Raw genomic sequence first — 17634 nt, 5'->3', positions numbered from 1 at the left:
CTGTGGCCCGGCGGAGCCGGTTCCGCGGCATCTCTGGTCTTGGACCCACACGCGCCGGATGCACCATGTGGGCATCGCACTTGAGCCTCAGATCCTGCCCTCCTCCACCGCGTGGCAGGCAATGCGGATGCCTGCCAGATCCAGCAGGTTCGGCCGCTCGCTTCGGCAGCGGTCGTTGGCATGCGGGCACCGCGGGTTGAAGGCACAGCCCTCTGGCGGATTCAGCGGGTTGGGCACCTCGCCTGACACCGGGGTCCGCGCTTGGCCGGTGTCGTGCATCTTGGGAATGGCGTCAAGCAGCATGCGCGTGTAGGGGTGGCGCGGGCTGTCAAAGAGGGTGTGCTTGGGTGCCAGCTCCACCAGCCGGCCCAGGTACATCACACCCACCTGATCGCTCACGTGCCTGACCACAGCCAGGTTGTGGCTGATGAACAGGTAGGTCAGCCCCAGTTCCCGCTGCAGGTCCTTCATGATGTTGAGCACCTGCGCCTGCACGCTCACGTCCAGCGCCGACGTGGGCTCATCACACACCAGAAACTCAGGCTGCGTGGCCAGTGCACGAGCGATGGAAATGCGCTGGCGCTGCCCACCGGAAAACTGGTGCGGATACTTCACCCGGTCCAGCGGAGAAAGCCCCACCGACAACAGAAGCGCATCCACCCGGGCTCGCAGCGCCACAGGCTCTGTCTCGATGCCATGTTCACGCAGTGGCTCCCCAACGATGTCTTCCACCCGCCATCGCGGGTTCAGGCTGGCATACGGGTCCTGAAAAATCATCTGGATGCGCCGACGCAGCTTGCGGCCTTCAGGGGTCTTGAACGCCGCGTGCGCATCCTGGCCATCGAATTCAAAGCCGCCGCGCGTGGGCTCGTACAAGCCCACCAGCAATCGGGCCACGGTGCTCTTGCCACAGCCGGACTCACCTACCAACGCCAGCGTCTCTCCGCGCGGGATGTCGAACGACACGCCATCGACCGCCCGCAGCAGCTGGCGTGGCTGGCGCTCCAGCACGCGGTTCAGCCACGGGGCCGAGACATCAAAGGTCTTGGCCAGATCGGTGGCCCGCACCAGCGGTGCTTTCGCCTCGCCTGTCGCGGGACCTTGGGCCAACGCAGCGCTTGCAGCGGCATCGTGGCGGCGCACGCCAGCGGATGTGTCCACCGGCTTCACGGTCAGGTCTGCGCTCATGCCGTCACCTCCTGTGCAGAGACCGCCTGGGCAGCACCCGCATGAAGCCAGCAGGCAGCCTGGGTGGCACCGGCTGGCAGCAGGTCGGGCCGTTCGACATGGCAGCGATCAAACACCCGCTCGCAGCGAGGGTTGTAGGCACAGCCCTTGGGAATGGCATTGAGCCGCGGCATCGCGCCGTCGATCTGGTGAAGGCGGTCCCGATCCTCTCCCATGTCGGGGATGCAGGCCATCAGACCCGCTGTGTAGGGGTGGGCCGGGTGGTTGATCACCTCGTGCACCGGACCAATCTCGGCAACACGCCCAGCGTACATCACGGCCACACGGTCACAGGTTTCCGCGATGACGCCCATGTCGTGCGTGATCAACATGACGGCGGCACCCCGGTCCTTGCAGATGGTCTTGAGCAGGGTGATGATTTGCGCCTGGATCGACACGTCCAGCGCGGTGGTGGGTTCGTCGGCGACGATGAGCTGCGGCTCGGCCGCCAGGGCCAGGGCGATCACGACCCGCTGGCGCATGCCGCCGGAGAACTGGTGCGGGTAATGGTCAATGCGTTGTTCGGCCGCTGGAATCCCGGTGTCCTTGAGCAGCTGGATGGCACGTTGCCGAGCTTCTGCCTGGTTCACCGGCAGGTGGGTGGTGATGGTTTCGATCAGTTGGCGCCCGACCGAATAGAGGGGATTCAGCGAGGTCAGCGGGTCCTGAAAGATGGCGCCGATCTTGCGCCCACGCACCTTGCGCATTTCTTCATAGGGCAGGTTGTCAATGCGCTGCCCGTGCAACAGGATTTCGCCGGACGCCACACGACCCGGGGGTTCCAGCAGGCCGATGATGGAGGCGCCCGTCAGCGACTTTCCCGCACCGGACTCACCCACCACGCCAAGGATTTCCCCAGGTGCGATGTCGAAGGAGATGTCGTCGAGTGCCCGCAGCGTGCCATGACGGCTCGGAAACTCGACCACGAGGTTTTTGACTTGTAGAAGGCTCATGAGAAGAAGCTCTGGGGTATAGGCGCAGACGAAAGCAAAGACATGCAAAAGAATCTCTGAAGCTTCGCGGGGGCACACCAAGCCCTCTCCGGAGCGAAATGTCTTTGTCCAGAGATACCGTGGACCCGGCTTTGCTGGCCCACTGGTATCGCGCCCTTGAGGGGGTCGCGCATAGCGCGGCGGAGGTGGTTCATCATCTCAATCTGGGGTTCAGGGCATCACGCAGCCAGTCACCGAGCAGGTTGACCGACAAGGCGATCAGCACCAACATCAGACCCGGGAAGATCGTGATCCACCATTCACCTGAAAACAGGTAGTCGTTGCCGACCCGGATCAATGTGCCCAGCGACGGCGAGGTGGGTGGCGCACCCACCCCCAGGAAAGACAGCGTGGCTTCCGTGATGATGGCGGTGGCCACCTGGATGGTGGCCAGCACCATGACAGGACCCATCACATTGGGCAACACATGGCTGCGCATGATGCGAAGCGGGGCCACACCAGTCACTCGCGCGGCCTGCACGTATTCCTTGTTGCGCTCCACCAACGTCGATCCACGCACCGTGCGGGCGTACTGCACCCAGCCTGTGAGTGAGATCGAGATGATGAGCACCCCGAAGGCCACCGTGTCCTGCGCATTCGGGAACAACGCCCTGCCCACGCCTGCGATCAGCAGGGCCACGAGGATGGCCGGAAAAGACAGCATCACGTCGCAAAGTCGCATCAGCACAGCATCGATCCAGCCACCAATGAAGCCGGCAAGCAAACCAAAAGCCACACCCACGACCACAGACAGCACCACGGACGCCAATCCGACAGCCAGTGAAATGCGCGCGCCATACATGATCGCGGACAAGATGTCGCGCCCCTGATCGTCAGTGCCCAGCAGGAAGTTTCGCGAGCCCTCCTCGCTCCACGCAGGGGGCAGACGCGCGTTGGACAACTCCAGCGTGGCCAGGTCAAAAGGGTTGTGCGGCGCAATCCACGGGGCGAAAACGGCGCCAATCACACAGATGAGTGCGATCACGGCCGCCACGAGCGCCGTGGGCGAATGAGTGAAACTGTGGCCCACATCGCTGTTGGACCACCGCTTGAAGGTGCTGATCACGTTGAACGTTCCGGGAGGTAGGACACAAACCGGCTGGTCATGAGAACTTCACGACCAGCCGGCTGCTGGGAGTCGGATGGTTATTTCACCGACATGTAGCGGAATGGCATGAAGTTGTCTGCCAACTGCACCAACTCCACGTTGCTCGCCACACCCCAGGCCAGCGCCTGCTGGTGCAGGGGGAGATGACCGATGTCATCGGCGTGCAGCTTGAATGCTTCTTTGATCATGGCGTCGCGTTTGGTCTTGTCGGTCTCTGACTGGATCTGCAAGGTCAGCTCGTCCACCTTGGGGTTGCAGTAGGAACCCAGGTTGAACTGGCCAGACCCCTTGTCGTCCACGCAGCGCATCAGGGCGTTGAGTGCGTTGTGCGAGTCGTAGGTGCCTGGCGTCCAGCCCAGAAGATAGAAGCTGGTGTCGCGCTTGAGAATTTTTGGGAAGTAGGTGCCCTTGGTTTCGGCCTGCAGATTGACCTTGACCCCTGCACGCGCCAGGTTGGCTGCCACAGCCTGACAGATGGCGCCGTCGTTGACATAGCGGTCGTTGGGGCAGTTCATGCCCACTTCGAAACCGTTGGGGTAGCCCGCCTCCGCGAGCAGCTTCTTGGCCGCCTCGGTGTCGTAGGGCAGGCGCTTGTTCATGGCGGCGTCGAAGCCGTTGATGCCTGGCCCCACCATCAATGCGGTCGGATTGGCAGCACCCCGCATCACCGTGCGCTGGATGCCGTTGATGTCGATGGCCTGGTAGAAGGCTTGGCGCACGCGCTTGTCCTTGAACGGGTTCTTGCCTTTCACGCTGGAATACAGCAGTTCGTCGCGCTTCTGGTCCATGCCAAGAAAGATGGTGCGCAGCTCAGGCCCCTGCATGACCTTGGACTTCCCGCTGGCATTGATCCGCGCCACATCCTGCAGCGGCACCGGTTCGATCACATCCACCTGACCCGAAAGCAAAGCCGCCACGCGCGTGGCGTCATTGCCAATGGGCGTGTACTCCACATTGATCACATTGCCTTCAATCTTGCCCCAGTAGTTGCCATTGCGCACGAAACTGGTCTTCACATTGGGCTGACGCTCGCGCAGGCGGAATGGGCCTGTTCCATTCGCGCGAAACGACGCGGCATTTTCCACGCCCTTTCGGCGATCCACCGGGCGAGTCGCCTGGTTCTCTTCCGCCCACTTCTTGCTCATGATGTAGAGCAACGAAATCACGTCGGGCAGGATGGGGAACGGTGCCTTGGTTTCAATCTCCACGACGTGATCGCCATCTTTGCGCACCTCTTTCACATCGTTGGTGTAGCTCCTCATGTCCGACCCGTCGCCAGCGGCCCGCGCGAAGCTGAACAGCACATCGTCGGCCGTGAAGGGTGTTCCGTCATGGAATTTCACGTTCTTGCGCAGTTCGAAGCGCCACACGGAAGGCGAGGTCTGCTTCCAGCTGGAAGCCAGTGCCGGCACCAGATTGAGGTTCTTGTCACGGCCCACCAGCGGCTCGTAGACGTTGCCAGTGACACTCAGCTGAAGCGACTCATTCAGGGAGTGTGGGTCCATGGACAAGGCATCGCCCTGGTTGCCAATCCGGATCGTCTGCGCAGAGGCCGCTCCCATGGCGAACACAGCGGTCACGACCAGAGCAGAAGTCAGCGTTTGTTTGAATTTCATGTGTCGCTCCTATAACGGTTACCAGAAAGAGAATGCCTAATCAGGCAATGCGATGGGCATGCCGTGCTCGATCAACCCCGCGTGCAAGGCAGCACCCAGTGGCAGAACATCGTCGTTGAAGTCGTAGCGGCTGTTGTGCAGCATGCAACTGCCCTCACCGCCCTGCCCCAGCCGCAGGTAAGCGCCGGGCTTGACCTGCAACATGAAAGAAAAATCCTCTGCCCCCATGCTTGGGTCCATCTGGCGATCCACGTGGTCATGTCCCACCAGGCGTTGAGCGACATCGGCCGCAAAACGCGCTTCGTCGGCGCTGTTGATGGTGGCCGGGTAAATGCGCTCGTAGTTCACATGCGCGGAAGCGCCCAGGCCCAGCGCCACCCCCGAACACACTTCATGGAGTCGACGCTCCACCACGTCCTGCACGTCCGGGTTGAAGGTGCGCACCGTACCGACCAGCGTGGCCTTGCCGGGCACCACGCTGAAAGCCCCCATGTCGCCCGCATGCATGGCACACAGACTGATGACGGCGCTGTCGATGGCCCGCACGTTGCGGGACACAATGCTTTGTACCGCCGTGATGATGTGCGCCGACACCAGCACCGGGTCCACCGTGAGGTAGGGGTGGGCACCATGACCGCCCTTGCCGGTGATCTCGATCGTGATGCGGTCGGCGGCAGCCATCATGGGGCCCGGGTTCACACCTACCATGCCAGGACGCATCTGTGGCCAGTTGTGCATGGCATACACAGCCTGAACTGGAAACCGGTCGAAGAGCCCGTCCTCCATCATCGCCTTGGCGCCAGCAAAGCCTTCCTCACCCGGCTGGAAAATCAGAACCGCCGTGCCATCGAAGTGGCGTGTCTGTGCCAGATAGCGGGCAGCGCCGATCAGCATGGTGGTGTGGCCATCGTGACCACAGCCATGCATCATGCCGGGCTTGGTCGAACGCCAAGCAAAGTCGTTGCTCTCGGTGATGGGCAGTGCATCCATGTCGGCCCTCAGGCCAATCATTCGCCCACTGCTGCGAGAGCGACCATGAATCAGTGCCACCACCCCCGTTTTGCCGATCTGGGTGTGGATTTCATCCACGCCGCAGACCTTGAGCGACTCCACCACCCGCCGAGCGGTGTAGTGTTCCTCAAAGCCCAGTTCGGGATGGGCATGAAGGTCGCGCCGCAGTGCCGTGAGCTCCGGGTGAAAGGCGGCGATATGCGCAAACGCACGGCCATGGGCCTTGATGCGCGATGCAGACAAGTCGTGCCTCGCGTTCAATGTCCACCCGCCTTTTCCACACGAAGGCGGGGATCCACCGCAAAGTACAGCAGATCCACAATCAGATTGATCACCACGAAGATCAACGCGATCAGGCAGAGGTAGGCCGCCATCACCGGGATGTCGGCGAAGGTCACCGCCTGAATGAACAGCAGCCCCATGCCCGGCCACTGGAACACTGTCTCGGTGATGATTGCAAAGGCGATCAGCCCCCCGAGTTGCAGACCTGTGATGGTCATCACAGGCACCAGCGTGTTCTTCAGTGCGTGGCCAAAGTGCACGGCCCGGTTCGTCAGACCACGGGCACGTGCGAACTTGATGTAGTCGGTGCGCAGCACTTCCAGCATCTCGGCCCGTACCAGTCGCATGATCAGGGTGAGCTGGAAAATGGCCAGGGTGATGGCCGGCAGTGTGATGTGGTGCCAGCCTTTGGCGGTCAGCAAACCCGTGGTCCACCAACCCAGTTGCGTCACCTCGCCCCTGCCGAAACTGGGGAACCAGCCCAGGTTCACGGCAAACACCAGAATGAGCAAGATGCCGATCAGGAACGTCGGCAGTGACACGCCGAGCAGGGACACCGTCATGAACACTTGGCTGGTGAAGGTGCCTCGCTTGAGCGCAGCGTAGACACCCATGGGAATGCCGATCAGCAGCGCCAGAAGGGCAGCCACCATGGACAACTCCAGCGTGGCAGGAAACCTCTCTGCGATGAGACGCGACACTTTCGCACCTTGCCGCAGACTCAAGCCGAATTCGCCCTGAACCGCATTGCCCAGAAAGGCGGCGAACTGGAAAAAGAAGGGCTTGTCCAGTCCAAGGTCGGCGCGAAGCTCCCTGATCTGCTCGGCGGTCGCATCTTGCCCCAGCAGGAACACGACAGGGTCGCCCACGTACTGGAACAACATGAAAGCGATGAACGCCACACTGACCATGACGATCACGGCCTGCGCCAACCGCCTGAGAATGAATGCAAACATGTTGTGGGAATAAAGAGAGGGTCGCTCACCTTGGTGCGCGACCCCCGGTCATCAGGCTGATTTTCAGTTTACCTTGATCAGGCGCCAGTCCAGACGGTTGTCGGCACGGTGCACCACGTCGATGTTCTTCTTCATCGCCCAGGGAATGATCTGGTTGTGAAGCGGAATGTGTGCCACGTCTTCGTTTTGCAGAGCCAAGGCTTCAGTGAGCAGGCGCGGACGGATGAACTGATCGGTCTCGGTCTTCGCGCGGTCAATGATGCTGTCCATCTTGGGGTTGCTGTAGCGACCCACGTTGTAATTGCCGTCGCCGCCGGTACCGGTGGTGCGGACCAGTGACTGCAGGCTGTAGAGCGCATCAAAGGTGGGCACACCCCAGCCCAACATATAGATGCTGGCTTCATAGCGCTGGATCATGGGGAAGTAGGTCGAAAGCGGGAGCGTGCGCAGTTTGGCCTTCACACCGATGCGCGCCCACATGGCCGTCACAGCCTGGCAGATCTGTTCGTCATTGATGTAGCGGTTGTTGGGGCAGGCGAAGTCGACTTCGAAGCCGTCCTTGTACCCAGCATCGGCCAGCAGCTTCTGGGCTGCAGCCACGTCAAACGGATAGCGGGCATGAACGGCTTCCGTCCACCCAGCCACCTGTGGTGCCACGAGCGCACCTGTCGGCTGACCCAGGCCGCGCAGCGTGACCCGCGCGATGGCGTCCATGTCGATGGCCTGGTAGAGCGCCTTGCGCACGCGCTGGTCCTTCAAGGGGTTTTTGCCCTTGACGTTGCTGCCCGGGAGTTCGTCGCGGAACTGGTCCATGCCGAAGAAGATGGTGCGGTTCTCGACACCGTCAATCACCTTCAGGTCGGCGTTGGAACGAACCCTGGGCAGATCCTGCGGGCTGGGATCGAGCACGAAGTCGACTTCACCCGAGAGCAACGCCGCCATGCGGGTCGCCACGTTCTTCACGGGGGAATAGACGATCTCGGTCACATTGCCTTCGGCGCTACCCCACCAGTTGGGATTTTTCACCAGAACAATCTTTTGGTCGGGCTGCCATTCCTTGAGCATGAAGGGCCCGGTGCCGTTGGCGTTGCGGTGCGCGAAATTCTCGTCCTGGGTCTTGATGTCTTTCGGGGCGACCGAATTGTTCTTCTCTGCCCAGGCCTTGCTCATCATCCGCAGCTCTGTCATCTGGTTGATCAGCACCGGGTTGGGGCCTCCCGTGATGATGTCGACCGTGGTGGGATTGACTTTCACCACTTTGGTGATGCCCTGGGTGTACACGGTGAAATTGGAGGTCTTGCTCATCGCACGCTCTAGCGAGAACACGACGTCGTCTGCGGTGAACGGCGAACCGTCATGAAACTTCACGCCACTGCGCAAGGTGATCCGCAGCTGGGTGGGTGAAACCTGCGTCCAGCCGCTGGCCAACATGGGCTCGGGCTTGAACGTGCGGCTGTTGTAGTAGACGAGTGACTCGTAGACGGCAGCGTGCACGCCGTTGGCCAGCGCATTGTTCTGGGAATGGATGTCCCAGGTGGGAATGTCGCTGGCGCTGGTCCACTTGAATGTTTTGGCGTGCAAGCCTCCGGCCCCCAGTGCCAGAGCGGCACACAAGACAGCCATCCGCAGGTTGGTTTGGCGCAGTTTCATTGGTTGACACCTAAATTAAAAATGAACATTCCGACACTATGCAACAAACGTTCCTGCACACGCTCCGGACTTACCCGAAGCAAAGGCCACACGTCAGCCCAGAGCGTCGCCAAGGCGTCATTTGTCTCGGTGTCATTCGAATTTCTGATGGCGTGAAAGACGCCCTAATGGCGTTGCACGTGGCAGTTCAAGCCACGCAATGAAGCGCGATCAGCTGGCAACGGTCCGTTCACGATGGCCCACAAACGTGCACAAGCTGTGCCCGGCAGCATCCTCCAAATGGGGCATGACGAACGAAGAAGGCCAATGTAGATTCCTCCCCGCGACAAGGGAGGGGAAATCAAGCTGCACCATCGAGGGTTGCGGCAGCATGCTCCATTCACCTCCTCTGTCGCGACACTTAAACAACTTCAATCAGGAGGAACGCATGTTCAAAAAAATTCTCGCCACCATGGCAGCACTCGCTACCACCATTGCCATGGCTGCGGTGGACGTCAACGAGGCCACTGTGGCCGATCTCGACAGCATCAAGGGCATCGGCCCAGGCACCTCGGCCAAGATTCTCGAACAACGCAAAGACGCCAAGTTCAAGGACTGGAACGATTTCATCCAGCGCGTGCCAGGTATCGGCGACAAACGCGCCGCCAAGCTCTCTGCCGAGGGTTTGACGGTGAATGGCGCGGCATTCAAGACCACAGGCACCGCCACGGCAACGCCTGCAGAAAAGAAATAGGCAACCGAAGGCGACGGGGCCCTCAGGGCCACCGCCACAGGATGAACTCCGAATGAAAAAGGCCGCTGGATTTCCAGCGGCCTTTTTTTGACTTCTGAGATCAGGCGGTCAACGACCGCCAATTATCAGAACGAGTGCTTGATACCGAGACCGTAGGTGGTTTCAGCAGCAATACCCAGATCAGAGGTCGTGTCGTTGACCTTGCGAGCACCCGCATAGAGCACGGTGCGCTTGGACAGGTCATAGGTAGCACCCAGGCCGAAGCTGCGGAGACGTTCGCTGAAACCGTCTACCTTGGTCTGTACGTAACCAGCAGACAGCGTCACAGCACCCAGCGGCACATCAGCGCCAATCGACAGATCGGTAGCCTTAACGCTGCCTTCCGCTGTGCGACCATAGCCGGCCAGCAGCTTGGCAGCACCGAAGTCGTAGGTACCGTTCACAGTGGTGTACTTGGTTTCATCGACGCCATCTTTGTCAATCTGATGAGCAAGGCCAGCATAGATCGGGCCACCTTCATACTTGACTTGGAACGCCGTGCTGCGCGTAGCACCGCCTTCACGCAGGTTGGTGCTGAATGCGCCGCTCACGCCGCCGAATTCAGGTGAAACATACTTGATACCGTTGTTCGGGTTGCCTTCAAAGCCAAGGCTAGGACGGACAACGGCGGGCGAAAAGGCGGAGTCGAACACCGGATTCACGTTCCAGGCGATGTCGTCATAAGCCGTCCAGATCTTGCCGAAACGGATTTCACCGAAACCACCGGCCAGGCCGACATAGGATTCGCGGTTGAATTTGAAAGCATCGGGCGTGCCGGTGTCCACAGCCAGACCACCTTCGAGCTTGAAGACGGCGCTCAGGCCACCACCAAGGTCTTCGCTTCCCTTGAAGCCCAGGCGGCTTCCGCTCAGCAAACCCGAGCTCATTTCGGTTGCAGCGTCTTTGTTCTTGATGACACCCACGTCAACAATTCCGTACAGAGTCACGCTGGACTGCGCATGTGCAACGCCAGCCACGCCAAGAACGGCCAGTGCAATCAGTGATTTTTTCATGGGAGATTTCCTTGAAGGAGGTTGATACAACGGGTTTGTCAAAAAAATTTTCACCTGCTCATCTTAGGCACTGGTTTATTCAAAGCATCGGGTAATCCCTAAATTCTGAAGCTTTCCAGCAAAAAACGTTGCAGATGAGCAACACGACATTTCCGGTTAAATAAGAGCAAGTTTTGCGCCAGTCATGCCCTGTCTATTTCGCCATGCCAGATGGGGGTTGCACATAAAAAAACCCACCGCTTTCGCGGTGGGTTTTTTTGCAATCAAGCAACAAGCTGGCTTGCGCCAGCCAGATGCTTAGAAGGCGTGACGCAGACCGAACTCGATGCCGGTGGACTTGCCATTGGGCGTCTGAGCAGCAGCATTGGGGCTCATACCAAATGCTGAACCACCGTTTTTGTTGGTCAGGCGGGAGTAGGTGCCGTACACAGCGGTGCGCTTGGACAGGTTGTAGTCGTAACCCACGGCGATCTGGTTGGCATCACCGTTGCCAGCTGCTGGGTTGTAGTCAGAGCGGGTGTAGGCAGCCTTGATGTTGCCAGGACCGACGGGAGCAACCACGCCAACCACCAGGTGCTTGACTTCAGCCGAGCCGAACTTGGCAAGGGTGTACTGAGCCATGGGCTTGACCACGCCGAAGTCGTAGGAAGCACCAATGTTGGTGCGCTTGAAGGACTCGGTGAAGCCTTCGGTTGCGCCCTCTTTGCCGGTGGCCACGGCCACGCTCAGAGGACCTGCAGCGTACGTCAGGCGCAGGCCAGCGTACTCGTTAGGCGTGTTGTCGGCCTTGGTTTCCTTCACAGAAACCATGACCTGACCACTGAAGCCACCGAAGTTTGGCAGGAAGTAGCCGATGCTGTTGTTGGCACGCACCAGGGTGCTGGTACCGCTGCCCAGCGGCGCGAAGGTGTTCAGCGAGCTGCCCACGCCGTTGGTGCCGAACGGATCGTAAACCGTGTGGTTCCAGAAGGTGGGGGTGTAGTCACGACCCAGGCGCACTTCACCGAAGTTGCCCATCAGGCTCACGGTGCTGCGGCGCTGGAACATCAGACCAGTGGGGGTGCCGGTGTCGGGATTCAGGCCACCTTCCAGCCAGAAGCCTGCCTTCATGCCACCGCCGAGGTCTTCCACGCCACGGAAACCGAGGCGGCTGGAAGCGATACCGTCTTGCGACATGGAGGTCAGGCTTTCACCGCCTTGCTTCACATTGCGGACGTTCAGATCCACGATGCCGAAAAGGGTCACGGAAGACTGAGCAAAGGCAGCGCCGGTGGCTGCCACAGCGGCCAGAGCAATCAGAGTCTTTTTCATTGAGAGTTTCTCCAAGGTTGAAAAAAGGGCCGTGGGTCTAGTGCCCCCGCGCCAACCTCCGTTTTTTGGAAGTTGCATGTATTCCAACAGATGGCGATGTCAGATGCAAAAGTTTCTACGGTTCGGATGTCTGTTTGTGGTGCAAGGGCAACACGCTTCAGAACAGATATCCCCACGATGGTGCGAGCCATGGAAGGCTCGGCACCCAAGGCGCTTCTTGTCCGGAAGCGGCACAATGACAGGCATTGTCGCCACCATGAACACCCCACGGATCCCTCGCCATGGACGCCTTGATCAACGCCGTCGATTCGACCTTGCGCACCTTGTTCGTTGCGCCCAGCGCCTCTCGCGAATGCCCGACCCTGCCTGAGCATGAGTCGACCGATTCGCTGACGGACGCGGACCGGCAACTCTCGGGCGCATTGATGCGGGTGAACCATGTGGGTGAGATCTGCGCACAGGCACTCTACACGGCCCAGGCACTCGCAGCCCGCGGTGCGGGAGGGGCAGGCGCGACGCTGGCCCGGCAACTGGAGGCGGCCGGCAAGGAAGAAACCGACCACCTGGCGTGGACACAGCGCCGTCTGGACGAGCTTGGTGCCCGTCCTTCACTGCTCAACCCCTTGTGGTACGCCGGCGCATTCGGTCTGGGGCTGTTGGCGGGCCGCATGGGACGGGGCGTGAGCTTGGGTTTTGTCGTTGAAACCGAGCGACAGGTGGAGGCTCACCTGGCCTCACACATGGAGCGGCTGCCTGTCAATGACCACGCTTCACGAGCCATCGTGTCGCAAATGAAAGCCGACGAGGCCCGGCACGCCAGGGAAGCCGCTCACGCCGGCGCGGTTGAATTGCCCGGCCCTGTGAAAGGGCTCATGACGCTGGCAGCACGCCTCATGACGACGGTGGCGCACCGGGTGTAAAACCGCAGGGCCTCAGGCCTCGCCCGAAGTCTTTGGCGGAGCGAATCAAGCCTCAAGCACCTCAAATGCCGTCGTGATTTCTGCGGTTTTGCCCAGCATGATGCTGGCAGAGCAATACTTGTCATGGCTCATGGCAATCGCCCGCTCAACCGCCGCAGCCGGAATCCCTTTGCCGCTGACCACAAAATGCATGTGGATCCGGGTAAAAACCTTCGGATCGGTCTGCGCGCGCTCGGTCGTGAGTTTGACGCTGCATCCGCGAACGTCATGCCGACCCCGCTTGAGAATGAGGACGACGTCGTAGGCGGTGCAACCACCGGTTCCGGCAAGCACGGTCTCCATGGGTCTGGGAGCGAGGTTGCTGCCGCCATTTTCCGGTTTGTTGGCATCAGGAGCGCCATCCATGGTCAGCACATGCCCACTGCCGGTCTCAGCGACAAAACCCATATGCGAGCGTGTACCCGTTGCGCCTGTCCAACTGACCGTGCATTCCATGGTGTGTTCCAGCGTGAAAAAAGTGGTTTTTTTGAAGAAAGTGCCAGCAGCCAACGCTTAAATCGGTTTACCGATGTTGCAACGCAGCATACCGAGGATATACTGGCGTCATTGTATTTAAGGTTGTCTCCTCTACCCTCCACGGGTGGATTTAAGCCCGGACCGGTTCTGCCAGTCCGGGTTTTTTTTGCCTCCGGGCAGCCCGAAGGCAAAAAGCACCCCCTTGGAGGCAGCGACCCGTGCAAGCGGCGGAGCATTGGGAGGTTTTGGGGCCCGATATGATGCGTGCCAAGGAACACCATGCCAGCCCGCACACCCCGATCCCCCGCCCTGACGACCCGTACCGAGACCCCTGCCACCACAGGGGCCCTGAGTCCAGCTGATTACCTCAAGAAAATCCTGACGGCGCGCGTCTATGACGTCGCAGTGGAGTCCGCACTGGAGCCCGCCAGGAACCTGAGTCGCCGTTTGCACAACAAGGTGCTGCTCAAGCGCGAAGACCAGCAACCGGTGTTCAGCTTCAAGTTGCGAGGCGCCTACAACAAGATGGCGCACCTTGAACGGGATCAATTGGCAAGAGGTGTCATCTGTGCATCGGCGGGCAATCATGCCCAGGGCGTGGCACTGGGCGCCCACAAGCTCGGCACGCGCGCCGTGATCGTGATGCCGACCACCACGCCGCAACTCAAGGTGGATGCCGTGCGTGCGCTGGGCGGCGAAGTGGTGCTGCACGGGGACAGTTACTCAGACGCGTACACCCACGCCGTGACGCTGCAGAAAAAGCAGGGTCTGACCTTCGTGCATCCGTTTGACGACCCGGACGTGATCGCAGGCCAGGGAACCATCGCCATGGAGATCCTCAGGCAGTTGCAAAGCCTGGGCTCTGACCATCTGGATGCCGTGTTCGTGGCCATCGGCGGTGGTGGACTCATTTCAGGCGTGGCCAATTACATCAAGGCTGTTCGTCCTGAAATCAAGGTCATCGGTGTCCAGACGACCGACTCCGATGCCATGCTGCAATCGGTCACATCGGGCGAGCGGATCACCTTGAACGACGTGGGTCTGTTTGCCGATGGCACAGCGGTCAAACTGGTTGGAGAAGAAACCTTCCGGATCGCGCGCGGACTGGTGGATGAATTCGTGGTGGTCGATACCGACGCGGTCTGTGCGGCCATCAAGGATGTGTTTGTGGACACCCGCAGCATCGTGGAGCCGTCTGGCGCCATGGCGGTTGCGGCCATCAAGCAGTACGTGGCCACCCACAAGACCAAGGGTGAGACCTACGCTGCCATTCTGTGCGGTGCCAACATGAACTTTGACCGCCTGCGCTTTGTCGCGGAAAGGGCCGAAGTCGGCGAGGAGCGGGAAGCGCTGTTTGCGGTGACGATCCCGGAAGAGCGCGGCAGCTTTCGCCGCTTTTGCGAGGTCATTGGAGAACTGCCCGGCGGGCCGCGGAATGTGACCGAGTTCAACTACCGCATCCACGACGGCGCCCAGGCGCACGTGTTTGTGGGCATGACAACGCACGGAAAGGGCGAGTCAAAGAAAATCGCCGCCAATCTGTGCCGTCACGGCTTTGACACCCTGGACCTGACGCACGACGAACTGGCCAAGGAGCACATCCGGCACATGGTGGGCGGCCACTCGGCGCTGGCCAAGGATGAGCGGCTCCTGCGCTTCGTGTTTCCCGAGCGCCCTGGCGCACTGCTGAAGTTCCTGAGCCTGATGCGACCAGGCTGGAACATCAGTCTGTTCCACTACCGCAACCAGGGTGCCGACTACGGTCGCATTCTGGTGGGGTTGCAGGTGCCGGACAAAGACGACAAGGCGTTCACCAAGTTTCTCGAAACACTGGGCTACCCCTTTGTGGAAGAGACGGGGAATCCGGTTTACCGTCTTTTCCTCAAAACCTGACCTGTCCCTGGGCAGCACATGAACATCCAGCCTTTCCCAAGCCCGGCTTCAGTCCAGCCCTCTGTCACGTCCAGCGGCTTGAAGCTCCCCGAGGTGGAGCCCACGGCTGACATTCATCTGGACCACGCGCTTCGTGGGCGCGTCACGCCAGAGGGGTTTCCGGAGCACGCATTGGGAAGGATGGAGGCGCTCGTGCTTCAACTGGGGCGGATTCAGCACGCTCCCCCAACGCCATTTGACGCACTGGCATTCGAATCTCCCCAGATGCTCGTGTTCGCTGCGGATCATGGCATTGCAGACGAGGGTGTGTCTGCGTTTCCCCAAGCGGTGACGAGCCAGCGCGTCACGCAGATACTCGCCGGCCGCGCCCCCGTCAACGCACTTTCCAAGCTTCACGGCTTCGAGCTGACGGTGATCGATGCGGGGCTCGCCAATCCCTTGACACCGCCTGACCTGGACCTGGGTCAAGTCCCTCTGTTGTTGCGCAAGATCGGGTATGGCACACGCAACATGGTGCTGAGTCCGGCCATGTCGCTGACGCAAGCGGTGGCGGCTTTGCATGCCGGTATGGATGTGGTTCGTCATTTGCCAGGCAATGTGGTGGCGCTGGGCGATGTGGGGGTGGGCAACACTTCGTGTGCGGCCCTGCTGCTGTCCAGGCTCTGCGGCGTTCCACTGGCCGATGCCTGCGGGCGCGACCACGAGCAGGAAGGTGGCCTGGCAGACACCGAAAGGCGGCACAAGCTGGAGAAGTTGTTTGAAGCAGCCACCCGGCATCGCAAGGCCGTATCTCCCTTGGCAGCCCTTGCCGCCATGGGCGGGTTTGAAATCGCCATGATGGCTGGCGCCATGGTGCAGGCAGCCAGCGAACGGCGGATTGTTCTGGTGGACGGTTTTGTGTCAGGTACGGCAGCACTGGTGGCCCGCAGCTTGCGTCCTGCCGTGGCCGACTACCTGATCTACAGCCACCGATCAGCCGAGCCGGGTCACCGCCTGTTGCTCATCCATTTGCAGGCCCAGCCGCTGATGGACATGGAACTCCGGGTCGGCCAAGGCGTCGGCGCGCTGCTGGCCTGGCCCTTGCTGCTGGCGGCGCGCGATCTGCTCGCACCGCAGAGCTGAGGAACCGGCTTGGCTGGGTCACTGGTATCGCTCCATCGATTGGGTAGCGCGAAGCACTGCGGGGTGTGCCAAGCGTTCCGGCGCGAAGTCACTCAATCCAGAGATACCGTCGGGCCGGCTTTGCCGGACGACTGGTATCGCCCCCTTGAGGGGGTGACGTGCCGAAGGCACGGCGCGGGGGTGGGCCAGCTCAAGCGCCTTCGGGAGGCGCCGGCAAGGTGAGTTCCATGCTGTGGGGCGCTGTCATGGATGGCCCCAGACGCACGGTGCGTCCGTTCACAGACTGCAAAAACATGCCGCCTTCCAGCTCGGCACCCACGGGATAGGGCTTGGGAGGTTGCCCATCCACTGCAATCAGCGCCGCACCTTGCTGGCGCCGGTCGGAGACCACACCGATGAGCTCGTAGCGAGTGGTCACCGGCACTGCCGGCCCGGCGTCACCCACCACAGGCGCGGCTGTGGCGCCCAGTGCCTGAGACACGCTGTTGGTGTCGACCACCGGCAGCGACACGGTCGCCGATGCCACCGGCGTGACGGGCGAGCGGCCCCACGCCTGGAGCACCCAATAGCCTGCGCTCAAGCCCGCGGCCAGCCAGATCACACCGGCCGCCACCCCCGACCAGGGACGCCGTGCAGGCACCAGCCCGGCAGGAACGTCGCCCTGAAAGACAGAATGGCCAAACGACAGTGACTTGCTCATGGGCGCATTATGATCGACCTCGGCCATGGCATGCCGCCATTCAAATGGCCAAGACTTGTTTTCGGGAGAACGTTTTGACACATTATTGCCCCCCCCGGGCACGGTCGCAGGCCATGCTACCCAACGCCTTGCGCGCACTCAGCCGAGGTTTCACCCTGATCGAGCTGATGGTGGTGCTTGTCATCATCGGCTTGCTGGCCGCGCTGATCGTTCCCAACGTGCTGGACCGGGCAGACGATGCGCGTGTGACCACCGCCCGGACCGATGTCAACAACATCGTTCAGGCGCTCAAGCTCTACCGACTGGACAACCAGCGCTACCCCACGTCCGAGCAAGGCCTCAGGGCGCTGGTTGCCAAGCCCTCCTCTGGGCCCATTCCGCCCAACTGGCGCCCTTACCTCGACAAGCTGCCCAACGACCCCTGGAACAACCCTTATCAGTACCTGAACCCGGGCCTGCAGGGAGAAATCGACGTGCTGTCCCTGGGTGCGAATGGGCAGCCGGGGGGCGAAGGACGAGACGCAGACATCGGCAGCTGGCAATAG

General features: G+C 61.0%; 16 protein-coding genes. 5 read left to right on the top strand and 11 right to left on the bottom strand.

Annotated elements, in window-relative coordinates; all coding sequences use genetic code 11:
- Positions 1–87 precede the first annotated feature (87 nt).
- The 7 genes from J2W49_RS14825 to J2W49_RS14795 form a co-directional block, all read right to left on the bottom strand.
- On the bottom strand, positions 88–1188 hold the full coding sequence (locus tag J2W49_RS14825) for an ABC transporter ATP-binding protein (protein ID WP_310317575.1): 1101 nt from the start codon (positions 1186–1188) through the stop codon (positions 88–90).
- Entirely contained in the window at positions 1185–2180 is a 996-nt protein-coding gene (locus tag J2W49_RS14820; RefSeq protein ID WP_310317572.1) for an ABC transporter ATP-binding protein, read from the bottom strand. The genes J2W49_RS14825 and J2W49_RS14820 overlap by 4 nt, the downstream gene beginning before the upstream one ends.
- A gap of 193 nt (positions 2181–2373) precedes the next feature.
- Complete coding sequence (locus tag J2W49_RS14815; RefSeq protein ID WP_405001039.1) at positions 2374–3282, bottom strand: ABC transporter permease; 909 nt, start codon at positions 3280–3282, stop codon at positions 2374–2376.
- An 83-nt stretch (positions 3283–3365) separates the two neighbouring features.
- Complete coding sequence (locus tag J2W49_RS14810; protein ID WP_310317565.1) at positions 3366–4943, bottom strand: ABC transporter substrate-binding protein; 1578 nt, start codon at positions 4941–4943, stop codon at positions 3366–3368.
- Positions 4944–4979: 36 nt separating this feature from the next.
- Positions 4980–6197, bottom strand: coding sequence for a M20 aminoacylase family protein (locus tag J2W49_RS14805; protein WP_310317562.1), 1218 nt, complete (start codon positions 6195–6197; stop codon positions 4980–4982).
- 14 nt (positions 6198–6211) lie between these two features.
- The gene (locus J2W49_RS14800) at positions 6212–7192 is read right to left on the bottom strand and encodes an ABC transporter permease (protein WP_310317558.1); all 981 of its coding nucleotides are present in this window, start codon (positions 7190–7192) and stop codon (positions 6212–6214) included.
- Positions 7193–7255: 63 nt separating this feature from the next.
- On the bottom strand, positions 7256–8842 hold the full coding sequence (locus J2W49_RS14795; RefSeq protein WP_310317556.1) for an ABC transporter substrate-binding protein: 1587 nt from the start codon (positions 8840–8842) through the stop codon (positions 7256–7258).
- A gap of 427 nt (positions 8843–9269) precedes the next feature.
- Between J2W49_RS14795 and J2W49_RS14790 the strand changes: the two genes are divergently transcribed.
- Complete coding sequence (locus J2W49_RS14790; RefSeq protein ID WP_310317554.1) at positions 9270–9575, top strand: ComEA family DNA-binding protein; 306 nt, start codon at positions 9270–9272, stop codon at positions 9573–9575.
- A 125-nt stretch (positions 9576–9700) separates the two neighbouring features.
- On the opposite strand, the gene J2W49_RS14785 is transcribed toward J2W49_RS14790, so the two are convergent.
- The gene (locus J2W49_RS14785; RefSeq protein WP_310317552.1) at positions 9701–10627 is read right to left on the bottom strand and encodes a porin; all 927 of its coding nucleotides are present in this window, start codon (positions 10625–10627) and stop codon (positions 9701–9703) included.
- A 297-nt stretch (positions 10628–10924) separates the two neighbouring features.
- Positions 10925–11938: a porin gene (locus tag J2W49_RS14780; RefSeq protein WP_310317550.1), complete on the bottom strand. Its 1014-nt coding sequence runs from the start codon at positions 11936–11938 to the stop codon at positions 10925–10927.
- Between the two features lie 281 nt (positions 11939–12219).
- Between J2W49_RS14780 and coq7 the strand changes: the two genes are divergently transcribed.
- On the top strand, positions 12220–12858 hold the full coding sequence (coq7, locus tag J2W49_RS14775) for a 2-polyprenyl-3-methyl-6-methoxy-1,4-benzoquinone monooxygenase (protein ID WP_310317548.1): 639 nt from the start codon (positions 12220–12222) through the stop codon (positions 12856–12858).
- Positions 12859–12903: 45 nt separating this feature from the next.
- Here the strand turns inward: coq7 and J2W49_RS14770 are convergent, their stop codons facing one another.
- Positions 12904–13353 (bottom strand): OsmC family protein, encoded by a 450-nt coding sequence (locus J2W49_RS14770; RefSeq protein WP_310317545.1) that lies wholly within the window; start codon positions 13351–13353, stop codon positions 12904–12906.
- 300 nt (positions 13354–13653) lie between these two features.
- Here J2W49_RS14770 and ilvA point away from each other — a divergent pair, with 300 nt between their 5' ends.
- Both ilvA and J2W49_RS14760 read left to right on the top strand, forming a co-directional pair.
- Entirely contained in the window at positions 13654–15267 is a 1614-nt protein-coding gene (gene ilvA / locus J2W49_RS14765; protein WP_310317543.1) for a threonine ammonia-lyase, biosynthetic, read from the top strand.
- 78 nt (positions 15268–15345) lie between these two features.
- On the top strand, positions 15346–16389 hold the full coding sequence (locus J2W49_RS14760) for a nicotinate-nucleotide--dimethylbenzimidazole phosphoribosyltransferase (protein WP_310317541.1): 1044 nt from the start codon (positions 15346–15348) through the stop codon (positions 16387–16389).
- A gap of 190 nt (positions 16390–16579) precedes the next feature.
- On the opposite strand, the gene J2W49_RS14755 is transcribed toward J2W49_RS14760, so the two are convergent.
- The gene (locus J2W49_RS14755; RefSeq protein ID WP_310317539.1) at positions 16580–17089 is read right to left on the bottom strand and encodes a type II secretion system protein N; all 510 of its coding nucleotides are present in this window, start codon (positions 17087–17089) and stop codon (positions 16580–16582) included.
- A gap of 113 nt (positions 17090–17202) precedes the next feature.
- On the opposite strand from J2W49_RS14755, the gene gspG reads away from it, so the two are divergent.
- A complete protein-coding gene (gene gspG, locus J2W49_RS14750) occupies positions 17203–17634 on the top strand; it encodes a type II secretion system major pseudopilin GspG (RefSeq protein WP_310317536.1) in 432 nt (143 codons plus the stop codon).

It is taken from the genome of Hydrogenophaga palleronii (assembly GCF_031457455.1).
GTDB classification, from domain to species: Bacteria; Pseudomonadota; Gammaproteobacteria; order Burkholderiales; family Burkholderiaceae_C; genus Hydrogenophaga; species Hydrogenophaga palleronii_A.
Note: the sequence above shows the minus strand (reverse complement) of the source record. Positions and strands in the feature narration are given on the sequence as shown.

Excerpts from the sequence above, each read along its gene's own strand:
- J2W49_RS14795 (WP_310317556.1), bottom strand. The coding sequence starts at position 8,842 with ATGAAACTGCGCCAAACCAACCTGCGGATGGCTGTCTTGTGTGCCGCT.
- coq7 (WP_310317548.1), top strand. The coding sequence starts at position 12,220 with ATGGACGCCTTGATCAACGCCGTCGATTCGACCTTGCGCACCTTGTTC.
- J2W49_RS14800 (WP_310317558.1), bottom strand. The coding sequence starts at position 7,192 with ATGTTTGCATTCATTCTCAGGCGGTTGGCGCAGGCCGTGATCGTCATG.
- J2W49_RS14790 (WP_310317554.1), top strand. The coding sequence starts at position 9,270 with ATGTTCAAAAAAATTCTCGCCACCATGGCAGCACTCGCTACCACCATT.
- J2W49_RS14770 (WP_310317545.1), bottom strand. The coding sequence starts at position 13,353 with ATGGAATGCACGGTCAGTTGGACAGGCGCAACGGGTACACGCTCGCAT.
- J2W49_RS14825 (WP_310317575.1), bottom strand. The coding sequence starts at position 1,188 with ATGAGCGCAGACCTGACCGTGAAGCCGGTGGACACATCCGCTGGCGTG.
- gspG (WP_310317536.1), top strand. The coding sequence starts at position 17,203 with ATGCTACCCAACGCCTTGCGCGCACTCAGCCGAGGTTTCACCCTGATC.
- ilvA (WP_310317543.1), top strand. The coding sequence starts at position 13,654 with ATGCCAGCCCGCACACCCCGATCCCCCGCCCTGACGACCCGTACCGAG.
- J2W49_RS14820 (WP_310317572.1), bottom strand. The coding sequence starts at position 2,180 with ATGAGCCTTCTACAAGTCAAAAACCTCGTGGTCGAGTTTCCGAGCCGT.
- J2W49_RS14780 (WP_310317550.1), bottom strand. The coding sequence starts at position 11,938 with ATGAAAAAGACTCTGATTGCTCTGGCCGCTGTGGCAGCCACCGGCGCT.
- J2W49_RS14755 (WP_310317539.1), bottom strand. The coding sequence starts at position 17,089 with ATGAGCAAGTCACTGTCGTTTGGCCATTCTGTCTTTCAGGGCGACGTT.
- J2W49_RS14785 (WP_310317552.1), bottom strand. The coding sequence starts at position 10,627 with ATGAAAAAATCACTGATTGCACTGGCCGTTCTTGGCGTGGCTGGCGTT.
- J2W49_RS14810 (WP_310317565.1), bottom strand. The coding sequence starts at position 4,943 with ATGAAATTCAAACAAACGCTGACTTCTGCTCTGGTCGTGACCGCTGTG.